This window comes from Pseudoalteromonas sp. 1181_04, assembly GCF_052850545.1.
The window spans coordinates 102,307-114,438 of the sequence record NZ_VXCS01000006.1; the positions used below are offsets into that span (position 1 = coordinate 102,307).

The window sequence follows — 12,132 nt, forward strand, 5'->3', positions numbered from 1 at the left end:
ATGAAGCGTGTTTGGTTGCTGCTTTATAGCTTTGTATTTATTTCATTTACGGCCAACGCAACGCAGATCACCTTAGATAAGCACTTCAAACACCTTGTGAATATACCTTTCGAATATTCCCTGCAGCCTTTCACAGCAGAGCAAGCCAAGCTCACTTCAAATCAGCAATGGCAACAGCTTTCAGAGCAATCGCTCAATTTAGGACTCACTAATCAAGCCGTATGGCTACGCCTGCAACTGGTTAACGCTGAGAATTCAGAGCTACCAATTTTATTGTCCATTGATAATCCGTTATTAGATAAAGTTGCTGTATACCATTACTTTAAGCAAAACAGATTATTGTTTAAAGAAATTGGTGATGTATTACCACTCAATAACCGACAAATTAATACAGAATCATTATTAGTAAAGCTAACACTGCCACCGGCAAGTCAGTCAACATTACTGCTTCGAGTTGAAAGTCTAGATGGTGTTAGAGTGCCGTTAAGTCTTTGGCAGCATGACGAATATTTAAAAGATAAAAGTAAGTTTAATTTAATGTACGGCCTGCTCGTCGGATTTATTTTATCGTTGGCAGTCACTTGCTTGGTCATGTTTGGCTTTTCACGAAAACGTTACTTTGCACTCAGTGGCAGTATTTTAATCACGTTATGGTTATTACTGATTTACTTATATGGCTTTGGTTATCGCTATTTCCACCCGTCTTTGCCTAGTTTGCAGCAGCTAGCCGTGCCTAGCATGCTGATATTAACCACTTGCTTATTCAAGCTATTATTTGAACAATTGCGCCTGCCCACAAAAACAGCGCTGCAACCCTTACACAAATGGAGTAACTGGTTACTTTTTATCAGCTTATTTTTTATCTGGTTGCTCCCTACAAATATCATGCTTTATTACAGCCTAATTGCACCGGTGTTGATTATGTTGTTACACATAACTGCGTTAGGGATCGATATTAAGCAACAGCGAACGCAGCCTCTGAGTGCGCTTTTATGTAGTATGTTAATGTTCTTAACTGCGCAGATCTATCTAATAATTGTCGTATTTGACATCTATGATTTTAATACCCGTGGTTTACCGTTTGTATTTTTTAGCTTTTTAATCTGCTCACTCAGTTTAAGCTTTGCTACCATCAAACACTTTTTAATCGAACGCGATGCTCAAGTTGCTGCACAGCAGAGTAAAATAGCCCAAAGTGAAGCACAAGATGCTTTATTGCAAGAGCGTTTAGCACTACAAGAACAAGCTAGGTTAGATTTAGAAGCAAATATAGAAGAGCGAACGTTTGAACTTCAGGTCACCCTGCGAGAGCTTGAAGAAAAGAATCGCGCACTTGAACAAATCAATATGGAAGATCCATTAACACAAATAAAAAATCGCCGCTATTTCGATAAAAAGCTAGTAATGGACTTGCGTCGCTCTCGTCGAGAGCAAACGCCTTTAAGTGTGGTCATGCTCGATATTGATCACTTTAAGAGCATTAACGACACCTACGGGCACTTAATTGGCGACCAAACTATCCGTGCTGTGGCTGACATTATAAAAAGCCATTTAAAACGCCCACTTGACGAAGTAGCCCGTTATGGTGGCGAAGAGTTTGTGATCTTACTACCTAACACCATCCTCGGCGGTGCAGTAGAAATAGCAGAGCAAATCCGCCAAGCAATCATGGATGCCACAATTACAGTGGCAAACACCCAGATAAAGTTTACCATTAGTGCTGGTGTATATAGCGCCATTGCAGAAGACATTCATAATCCGGGATTATTCACCGACTGCGCCGACAAAGCACTTTATCATGCCAAGCAAAGTGGGCGTAATCGTGTAGTTAGTTTTCCAATTTTAGACTAGGAGCAAATAATGGCCCAATCAGGTCTCGACCTTTTCCCTTATACTCGCATGCGCAGAATGCGCCGCAATGATTTTTCGCGCCGCTTGATGGCCGAAAATCAACTCAGTGTAAATGACTTAATTTATCCAGTATTTGTACTTGAAGGTAACAATCGCCGTGAAGCCATTGCATCGATGCCAGGCATAGATCGCTTATCGATTGACTTACTGCTGATTGAAGCAAAAGAGTTGGTTGAATTAGGTATTCCTGCAATCGCTATTTTTCCGGTCACCCCTGCGGACAAAAAATCATTGCTTGCTGAAGAAGCTTACAATGATGATGCACTGGCACAACGCACTGTACGCGCACTCAAAGAAGCCTATCCAGAATTAGGGGTAATCACCGATGTGGCGCTTGATCCATTTACTGTGCATGGACAAGACGGCATTATCGACGATAATGGCTATGTAATTAACGACATCACGACTGAAATATTAGTTAAACAAGCGATATCTCATGCACAAGCGGGTGCAGATATTGTTGCCCCTTCAGATATGATGGATGGCCGCATTGGCGCGATCCGCGAAGCGCTCGAGGCCGAAGGTCACATTCATACACGCATTATGGCTTATTCAGCTAAATATGCCTCAAGTTACTATGGACCATTTCGTGATGCCGTCGGCTCTGCTGGTAACTTAAAAGGTGCGGACAAAAAAACCTACCAAATGGACCCTGCTAATTCTGATGAAGCCATTCGTGAAGTAGCGCTGGATTTACAAGAAGGTGCTGACATGGTGATGGTCAAACCTGGTATGCCTTATTTAGATATTGTACGCCGGGTTAAAGATGAGTTTGGTGTGCCGACGTTTGCTTACCAAGTGAGTGGCGAATACGCTATGCATAAAGCGGCGATAGATAATGGCTGGCTTGCTGAAGAAGCCACGATTATGGAGTCATTGCTTGCTTTCAAGCGTGCTGGCGCTGACGGTATTCTTACCTATTTTGCAAAACAAGCTGCACAACTGCTTAAAAGATAAGCCTCATAGATATTTAATTTAGAAAAGGGCGATTCACCGCCCTTTTTATTTTCATATTATTAACATTTTGTATTTTCTTTGTCATAAATTTTCCTTAAACTGTTTGTCCCATTCGGGACACAATACACGGGAAAAAATAATAATGTTCAAAACAAAAATAACGCCATTGGCGCTTGTTATTGCAAGCCTCAGTGCACCAGCCTCAGCTAATCTAATTATTTCAGAATATGTTGAAGGTGGCGGTTACAATAAAGCAATTGAAATCTACAACACCTCATCAACAGCTATATCTCTCGACGGCTATACCCTTAATTTATATTCAAATGGCAGTGATACAGTTTCAACAAGTGAAGAATTGTCAGGCTCTCTTGCTGCTGATAGTACTTTTGTTATTGTAACAACGGACACCCGTGCTTTAGATGACTTAACAACTAAAGCAGATTTACGTAGCGGTGCTGTTAACTTTAATGGTGATGACGCTTTCACACTTACGCTCGGTGATACTGTTATTGATAGTTTTGGACAGGTAGGTGTGCAAGAAGTTTGGACAGCGGGAGGGGTAACTACTAAAGATAAGACTCTACGTCGTAAGGCAGATGTCACCTCTGGTCGCACTGATGCAACTAGCGCGTTTGATCCTAGTGAACAATGGCTACAATTTGATAAAGATGACTTTTCTGGCCTAGGCTTCCACGGTGAAAACAACCAACCAGATCCCGAGCCAGAACCGGAGCCGTTAGTACCATTAGAATGCGGCGCAGCTAAAACCTTGATCAGCGCTGTACAAGGTGAAGGCGGTGATAGCCCTCTATTAAACACAGAAATTGAGCTGGAAGGCGTAGTAACTGCTGATTTTCAAGGTAGTGAGCAATTAAGTGGCTTCTTTATTACATCACTTGATGCAGATATTGATACAAACCCACTTACTTCTGAAGGTGTCTTTGTTTATTTTGCTGATACCGATGTCAATGTTGGTGACCATGTGCGCGTCAAAGGCAGTGTTGCTGAATACTTTAATGCCACCCAAATTGGTGATGTTAGTCAAGTGGAAGTATGTGCTAAAGGCTTAACGCCAACAGCAACAAGCATCACTCTCCCTGTTAATAATGTAGCCGATTTAGAAGCTTATGAAGGCATGCTGGTTTCACTAGAACAACCGCTGGTCGTTAGCAACAACTATGGTTTAGGCCGTTATGGTGAAGTAGGTCTTGCCACAGAACGTTTATATCAAGGTACACAAATAGCCCTTCCCGGTGATGCTGCTAACGCTGTTGAAGCCGAAAACATCAAGAAACAAATCTTACTTGATGATGGTTCAACGAAACAAAATCTTGACCCAGTTTCTTACCCAGGTACTGGCTTAGACGCTTATAACACATTACGTTTAGGTGATTCTGTGAACGCAATCACTGGTGTAATGGGTTACAGCTTTGATCGCTATCGCATTCACCCAACAGTACAACCAACTTTTGTTGCAACTAATCCACGTACAGATGCACCAGAACTGCACGCTGATGCAGATCTTCGGATTGCAAGCTTTAATGTGCTTAACTACTTCAATGGTGATGGCCAAGGTGCTGGTTTCCCAACCAGTCGTGGCGCCGATAGTGAAGCTGAATTTATTCGCCAACAAGCGAAAATTGTCAGTGCACTTATTGCTATAGAAGCTGATGTTATCGGCTTAATGGAAATCGAAAACGATGGTTTCAGTGCAAATAGCGCTATTGCTAGTCTAGTTAATGCGTTAAACGATGAAGATAGCAATAATGAATACGCCTTTGTTAATTTTAACGTAGATAAAATTGGTACTGATGAAATTACCACCGCACTGATCTACCGTGCAAATAAAGTCGCACAAGTTGGCACCGCAGCTATCACAACCCAATATCCATTTGACTACAGTAACCGCCCACCTATTGCACAAAGCTTCAAATCTCTTCAATCAGAAGAAGTATTTACTGTTGCTGTAGCGCATTTAAAATCAAAAGGTAGCTGCGGCAGTGCTGATGGCAACAATGCTGATTTAGGTGATGGCCAAGCATGTTGGAATGAGATCCGTGTAGCGGGTGCCAATGCTTATGCTGACTGGCTTGATAGCAAGCCAACTGGTGTAGACGATGAAGACATCATTTTAGTAGGCGATATGAATGCCTATGCGATGGAAGATCCAATACGCGCATTTGCTGATAAAGGATTTAAAAATGTCGTCGCAGAATTAGATGGTAATACACTTGGCTATTCATATAGTTTTTCTGGCCGCATGGGTAGCTTAGATCATGCTGTTGCTAGTCCAAGTTTACTTGCTAAAGTTGTCGCAGCGACAGATTGGCATATCAATGCTGATGAGCCGATCAGTCTTGATTATAACGTAGAGTTTAAATCTGATTCTCAAGTTGCTAGCTTGTATTCAGAGAGTGCTTATCGTGCCTCTGATCATGATCCTGTAATTATTGATATTCAATCTACACCTGCTGTAGAGCCAACGCCTGAGCCACAAGCTCCAGTGCTAGAGCCTGAGCAGAGTTTTAACATCAGTGAAAATAGCCCTATTGGCACTGTCATTGGTCAATTGAGCTTTAGCGATGCAGATGCACAGTACACACCCGTTATTGGCTTTATTGTTTCTGGCCACAATGCAGTGACTATAAATGAGCAAGGACAACTAATCGTTGCTGGTGATTTAGACTATGAGTTTGAAAGAAAAATCACATTAATGGTACAAGCAAAAGACAGTGCTGGTAATTTATCAAATGCACAGCTTGTGTACATTAATATCGCTAATGATGAGACTGATGACGAAGACGATGACTCAGGTTCATTATTTTGGTTAACGTTACTGGCGTTACCACTAACACTCCTGCGCCGTAAAAAAACGTAGTATAAACTAAACTCTGCTTGAATAGGTTTATTCAGCAGAGTTCAGATTAGTAAAAAGGCCGCTAAACTGCGGCCTTTTCTATGCATTACATTCAGTATGCTGTGAATTATTACAGCGATTCTTCTTTTTGCTATACCAACACCTAATTGACTGCTGGGCTTGCTCGTCAAACTGCCAGTTATAAAAACAAATTTCTATGTTATTTTCTAAAGAAACCGATAATACAGTCAGTAATTTTAATGAGTTAAATTGAATATCAACAATTTCATCTGCATTAATATATTTTTTACTTAACCCTTGAGAATAATAAATACCCGCTTTATAACAATGCATAAAACGTAAGTTGACGATACTTAAAATTGAAATAATAAAAATAACAGGAACAATAATTAGGGCTAAAAAAGTCTGATTAACAGCAAAGATGATTGTTAGCAAAAAAGCAACTGTACAAAGGGTTAGTATCATAACTAACTGCAACAGCCAGTTTGGGCTCAATTTAATTGCATTCATATAAACGTCCTAAAAAAGTACACATATATGTCTCTTTATTCGAGAGACTTCCATTTCTCTAATATGCGTATATGGGTGGCATAAGCGGGTATTCTACCTATATTAGTAACTAAGATTCAAGTAATTGCACTACTTTTTACCTAGTTATAAATAACTAGTTTAATTAGTAAAACAGCCAGCTTTTAAACTACAACTTATGAGTGGAATGACGTTTAAACTGCAGTAATAAATAGTTGATTCTTTTTCTATTATTTAACTCTTTGCTTCAATAGCGACTAAGAGTGCTAACGACTCATTGCTAGCATAACAACAAAAAAGTATTCGATTGTTGGAGGGATAATATTTCTGGCAATAAAAAACCCGCAACAGGTGCGGGTTTTTTTAAGAGTTTAAAGGCTAATTACTTAGCAGCTTTTTTCTCTTTTTCTGCAGCGATTACAGTTTCAGCTACGTTTTGTGGACATGGTGCATAGTGTGAGAACTCCATAGAGAACTGACCACGACCTGATGTCATTGTACGTAATGAACCGATGTAACCGAACATTTCTGATAACGGAACGTCAGCTTTAATACGAACGCCTGTTAAACCAGCTTCTTGGTCTTTCATCATACCACGACGACGGTTAAGGTCACCGATTACATCACCAACGTGATCTTCTGGAGTGAACACGTCAACTTTCATGATTGGCTCAAGAAGTTGTGCGCCCGCTTTAGGGATCGATTGACGGAAAGCGCCTTTAGCAGCGATTTCGAATGCGATTGCAGATGAATCCACGGCATGGAAGCCACCGTCGAAAAGTTCAACTTCAACGTCAAGCACTGGGAAGCCAGCTAGCACACCTTCGCTCATCATTGACTTGAAGCCTTTCTCAACTGCAGGCCAGAATTCTTTAGGTACGTTACCACCAACAACTGATGATTTAAACGTGAAGCCTGAAGCAACTTCGCCTGGCTTGATACGGTAGTCGATTTTACCGAACTGACCAGAACCACCTGATTGTTTCTTATGCGTGTAGCTATCTTCGATTTCACGAGTGATAGTTTCACGGTAAGCAACCTGTGGTTGACCAACGATAAGGTCTACGCCGTAAGTACGCTTAAGGATATCAACTTTGATATCTAAGTGAAGCTCACCCATACCTTTAAGGATAGTTTCGCCTGAATCTTCATCAGTCTCAACTTGGAAAGATGGATCTTCTGCAACCATTTTACCGATAGCAACACCCATTTTCTCATTACCGCCTTTATCTTTAGGCTGTACAGCAATCGAGATTACTGGAGTTGGGAATACCATTGGCTCAAGTGTTACTGGGTGCTTAGGATCACAAAGAGTGTGACCAGTTTGCACGTTTTTCATACCTACGATTGCAATGATGTCACCAGCTTGTGCGCTAGTTAATTCGTTACGGTCGTCTGCTTGCATCTCAACCATACGGCCAACACGCTCAGTTTTACCAGTAAACGCGTTAAGGATAGTGTCACCCTTATTAAGTTTACCTGAGTAAATACGTACGAAAGTTAATGCACCAAAACGGTCATCCATGATCTTAAACGCTAACGCTTTGAATGGTTCATCTACAGATACAACTGCAAACTCGCCGTTTTCGTTACCTTCTTCATCCATAAGCGGTTGAGGATCAACTTCTGTAGGAGATGGTAAGTAGTCAACAACAGCGTCAAGTACTAATTGCATACCTTTGTTCTTGAAAGCAGAACCACAGTATGTAGGGAAGAAAGCAAGGTCACGAGTACCTTTACGGATACAACGCTTGATATCTTCTAAAGAAGGTACTTCACCTTCCATGTATGCTTCCATTAGGTCATCGTCTTGCTCTACAGCAGTTTCGATTAGCATTTCATGGTATTCATCAACTTTGTCTACCATGTCTGCTGGAACGTCTTCGATCGTGTAGTTCTCTGGAAGACCAGTTTCGTCCCAGATGTATGCTTTTTTAGTTAAAACATCAACAACACCACAAAACTCATCTTCGATACCGATTGGTAACGTCATGATTAGTGGGTTTGCGCCAAGTACTTTACGTACTTGCTCTGTTACACGGTAAAAATCAGCACCCATACGGTCTAATTTATTTACGAAAATAACACGTGCAACTTCTGATTCGTTAGCATAACGCCAGTTAGTTTCTGATTGTGGCTCAACACCACCAGAACCACAGAATACACCGATGCCGCCATCAAGTACTTTTAATGAACGGTATACTTCAACTGTGAAGTCAACGTGTCCAGGAGTATCGATAACGTTAAAACGGTGATCTTTCCAGAAACAGCTTACAGCCGCAGACTGGATAGTAATACCGCGCTCAGCTTCTTGTTCCATGAAGTCAGTTGTTGATTCACCATCATGAACCTCACCAGTTTTATGGATTTGACCAGTAAGCTTTAGGATACGCTCAGTAGTCGTGGTTTTACCCGCATCAACGTGCGCGAAAATACCAATGTTTCTGTACTTCGATAAATCTGCCATTATTTTACTCTTAATAAAGTCGAAAAATTATTCGGCGGGAGTATAGCATTACTTATAGCGAACATCACCATACATGTCGCTTAAAATGCAATCAATTTTATAATATTTTACTTTCTATGGGTTTTGAAGCGCATAGCCACACTAAAGCCGAGCGCTTTAGCCATTTTATGCACTTTTAAAAAAGCACCGCTGACCCTTCACATAAGTCGCCTGAATACTAAAATCGCTGTTTAAAATAGCAAAATTCGCATGCTTACCTTCCGCTAAAGAACCAACTTGGCTGGCAATATTAAGAAATTGCGCGGGCACAATGCTGGCCATATTTATCGCCTCACGTAGCTCTACACTGCCTAATTGATGCATATTTTTAACTGCTTGCTCAAGCGTTAAAGTGCTGCCAGCTAACGAGCCGGAGGCAGTTCTCGCCACACCTTGTTGCACAACAACATCCATTTTACCCAATTTATACTCACCATCATTTAGTCCACCGGCATTGATACAATCACTGATCAAAGCGATTTTTTGTGGACCTTTTAGCTTATAGATCAGCTTTAAAATTGTAGGATGAAGATGTACACCATCTGCAATCACTTCAACAAATGCGTCATCATTCATCAATACCGCGCCGGCACAACCTGGATCACGATGATGAATGCCACGCATCCCATTAAAAACATGCACCCCACCGCATGCGCCATGCTCAAGTGCGCTTTGAGTTTGTTCATAATTGGCATCACAGTGACCAAGCATTACCCTAATTCCTTGCGCTGTCAGGTATTCAATTAATGCATTTGCGCCTGGCTTTTCTGGCGCCAACGCAACCACTTTTAAGCTACCCATGGCTGCATTAATCATCGCTTCTAGATGCGACTGCGATAGCTCTAAAAAGTAATCTTGATTGTGCGCGCCTTTATGAACTTCACTGAAAAACAGGCCCTCACTATAGCCACCTAGCACCTGTGCCCCGCTAGGTTGCTGCGTGTATGCCTGACCAATTACACTCATAGCATTAAGTGTTTGTTGCCAATCGGTGGTCACAGTCGTTGCTAAAAAGCCTGTTACTCCATGCTCTGCAAGTGAGCATGAAATCGTTTCAATACTACTCATTTTACAATCAATCACATCACAACCTTCGCGACCATGAATGTGTAAATCAATTAAGCCTGGAATAATTGCAGCATTACCATAATCATCAATAGGCACACCGGCTGTAGGGTTTTGCGTAAAATGACTAATAATGCCATTTTCAACTAACATGAAGTGATTTTTAAGTACTCGTTCTTGACAATAAATTACATCAGCTTTGACGTAAAACACGGATCCAATCATGCCAGCGCTCCCACTTGTTCTTTGGCCAAAATAGCGGCACCGCGAGCGCCACTGGCATCGCCAAATTCAGCAAGCACTATTTTTGGCACCCGAATATCAGCAAATACATACGGTACGATTGCCTCTTCAAGCTTGCTCATTAGTTCATCAACTAAAGACATACCGCCACCAACTACAATCACCTCAGGGTCATAGGCCATAATAATTGCCGCAAAAGTACTGCCAATTAAATCCAAATAACAGGCAAAGCTTTGTTGGCAAAATACGTCGCCTTTTCTCAACCCTTCAACAATTTCAAAAGTAGTTAATACTTCGCCAGAAAAGTGCTGGTAAATTCTCGCCAAGCCAGGGCCTGCAATATAACTTTCAATGCACCCTGTTAAACCACAGCCACATTTTAAAATAGGTAACTGGTACTTCTGCTGTAACACTGCAGAAAGTGCGTAATGACCGTATTCACCTGCAATTCCCTGGGCGCTTTTATACAATTGACCATCAATACACAGCCCACCACCCGCACCAGTACCAAGAATTGCACCGAACACTCGGGTATGTTGCAAACCAACGCTGCTGCGCGCTTCTGAGAGTGCAAAACAGCGGCAATCGTTTTCGATCGCAACCGGGCGATTTATTAACTGAGCTAAATCTTGCGCGGCATTTTTACCGGTCGCATGAGGCACGTTAGCCGACAGTACTTGTTGGTTTGCATTAACAATGCCAGGCATACCAATACCGACCGCACCGTGACATTGATATTTATGATCAGCACTTAAAATCATACCAACTAACGCATTTAGAAAGTCTTGATAACTATTTTGCGGAGTCGCAATGCGCCATGATTCAAGTTGCTTTAATGAAGCGTCAAATACAGCAAGTTCAATTTTACTACCGCCAATATCAATGCCATAAATATACTGCTTAGTCATTAATATCACCTTGTTTTAGCGGGTAAATCGTCACCCCTTGCACCACTCTGTTTACTTCACCAGTTGGGCATGGGTTATCTACTGTAATGCCTAATTGCCACGCTTTATAGAACGACATTATTTGCGCGCAGACCATATAATATAAGCCATTAAATACATCGTCTAATTGCTGCATCACCGCGTCATCTGGCAGCGTCAAGGCGTGAACATCAATAGCTTTATTATCGCGACGTAACTCATTCAACAAATCAATATCGTACTGCTTGGTATAGGTATTAGTTGAGCCAAATAAAACAATTAAAGTTTTATCATCAACCAATGATTTTGGGCCGTGACGAAAACCAAGCGGGGATTCAAAATACCCCATAACTTGACCCGCACTTAATTCTAATAATTTTAATGCTGATTCTTGCGCATAGCCTTTTAAGGATCCTGCGCCTAAATACACTAAGCGATGCATAGGCAGTTCAGCCAATGTTTTTAGTTCAGCTAATTTACCAGCAATATTTTTTTCAACCGCTTCTGCAATAGTTAAAACAGCGTTATCTGCATCACTAAATATTGCCACACTTGCCACCAACATTGAGGTAAAACTACTGGTCATAGCGAAGCTGTGATCAAGTGTTTGCGTAGGCATCAATAACGAGAAATAGTTTTCATCTTGCGCTACTTGTTTATGCAGTGCTCCATCGGGGTTACAAGTAATAAATAGATGCGCGCAGTGTTTTACATAGTTATTCACTACATCAACAGCGGCAACACTTTCAGGACTATTGCCAGAGCGTGCAAATGACACTAATAAAGTTGACTTATTTGGCTGTAAATACTGCTCTGGGCAGGCAACAAGCTCTGTGCTACTAACACTTCGACAAGCAATATCCAATTGTTGATTCAAGTAACCAACAACCGCCTCACCAACATAAGCTGAGGTACCGGCACCGGTAAAAATTATTTGCGCATTTGGCTTATCTAATACGCCCGCAAGCCAACTATCTAGCTGCGCTCGTGCAGCTTTTACAATACTGAGCGTTGCTCGCCAACAATCGGGCTGCTGCATAATTTCTTTTGCAGTCCATAAACTATTTTTAGCTTCTAAAAGGGTTTCATCAATTGCTAAATAACTAGACATTACTACC

At 41.4% G+C, this 12,132-nt stretch carries 8 protein-coding genes; 3 read left to right on the forward strand and 5 right to left on the reverse strand.

From position 1 onward, the window contains the following. From FW757_RS06485 to FW757_RS06495, 3 genes are all read left to right on the forward strand, one after another. Complete coding sequence (locus FW757_RS06485; RefSeq protein WP_446441002.1) at window positions 1-1,851, forward strand: sensor domain-containing diguanylate cyclase; 1,851 nt, start codon at window positions 1-3, stop codon at window positions 1,849-1,851. A 9-nt stretch (window positions 1,852-1,860) separates the two neighbouring features. Continuing rightward, on the forward strand, window positions 1,861-2,868 hold the full coding sequence (gene hemB / locus FW757_RS06490; RefSeq protein WP_182717501.1) for a porphobilinogen synthase: 1,008 nt from the start codon (window positions 1,861-1,863) through the stop codon (window positions 2,866-2,868). A 142-nt stretch (window positions 2,869-3,010) separates the two neighbouring features. Then, window positions 3,011-5,746 carry an ExeM/NucH family extracellular endonuclease gene (locus FW757_RS06495; RefSeq protein ID WP_446441003.1) on the forward strand — a complete coding sequence of 912 codons (2,736 nt, stop codon included), beginning with the start codon at window positions 3,011-3,013 and terminating at the stop codon, window positions 5,744-5,746. A 78-nt stretch (window positions 5,747-5,824) separates the two neighbouring features. Here FW757_RS06495 and FW757_RS06500 read toward each other — a convergent pair whose 3' ends face one another. From FW757_RS06500 to FW757_RS06520, 5 genes are all read right to left on the reverse strand, one after another. Then, window positions 5,825-6,256, reverse strand: a complete 432-nt coding sequence (locus tag FW757_RS06500) for a hypothetical protein (RefSeq protein ID WP_182794333.1) — start codon at window positions 6,254-6,256, stop codon at window positions 5,825-5,827. A 400-nt stretch (window positions 6,257-6,656) separates the two neighbouring features. Further along, window positions 6,657-8,741, reverse strand: coding sequence for an elongation factor G (gene fusA, locus FW757_RS06505; protein ID WP_182717504.1), 2,085 nt, complete (start codon window positions 8,739-8,741; stop codon window positions 6,657-6,659). A gap of 165 nt (window positions 8,742-8,906) precedes the next feature. Next, complete coding sequence (nagA, locus tag FW757_RS06510) at window positions 8,907-10,070, reverse strand: N-acetylglucosamine-6-phosphate deacetylase (protein ID WP_182717505.1); 1,164 nt, start codon at window positions 10,068-10,070, stop codon at window positions 8,907-8,909. Beyond that, window positions 10,067-10,996, reverse strand: a complete 930-nt coding sequence (locus FW757_RS06515) for an ROK family protein (RefSeq protein ID WP_145240076.1) — start codon at window positions 10,994-10,996, stop codon at window positions 10,067-10,069. Before FW757_RS06515 ends, nagA begins: the two co-directional genes overlap by 4 nt. Further along, entirely contained in the window at window positions 10,989-12,125 is a 1,137-nt protein-coding gene (locus tag FW757_RS06520) for an SIS domain-containing protein (protein ID WP_145240078.1), read from the reverse strand. The genes FW757_RS06515 and FW757_RS06520 overlap by 8 nt, the downstream gene beginning before the upstream one ends. Window positions 12,126-12,132: the final 7 nt, after the last annotated feature.

What these genes read in the sequence shown, in the direction of transcription:
- nagA (WP_182717505.1), bottom strand. Translation starts at nt 10,070, where the DNA reads ATGATTGGATCCGTGTTTTACGTCAAAGCTGATGTAATTTATTGTCAA.
- FW757_RS06495 (WP_446441003.1), top strand. Translation starts at nt 3,011, where the DNA reads ATGTTCAAAACAAAAATAACGCCATTGGCGCTTGTTATTGCAAGCCTC.
- FW757_RS06515 (WP_145240076.1), bottom strand. Translation starts at nt 10,996, where the DNA reads ATGACTAAGCAGTATATTTATGGCATTGATATTGGCGGTAGTAAAATT.
- fusA (WP_182717504.1), bottom strand. Translation starts at nt 8,741, where the DNA reads ATGGCAGATTTATCGAAGTACAGAAACATTGGTATTTTCGCGCACGTT.
- hemB (WP_182717501.1), top strand. Translation starts at nt 1,861, where the DNA reads ATGGCCCAATCAGGTCTCGACCTTTTCCCTTATACTCGCATGCGCAGA.
- FW757_RS06500 (WP_182794333.1), bottom strand. Translation starts at nt 6,256, where the DNA reads ATGAATGCAATTAAATTGAGCCCAAACTGGCTGTTGCAGTTAGTTATG.
- FW757_RS06485 (WP_446441002.1), top strand. Translation starts at nt 1, where the DNA reads ATGAAGCGTGTTTGGTTGCTGCTTTATAGCTTTGTATTTATTTCATTT.
- FW757_RS06520 (WP_145240078.1), bottom strand. Translation starts at nt 12,125, where the DNA reads ATGTCTAGTTATTTAGCAATTGATGAAACCCTTTTAGAAGCTAAAAAT.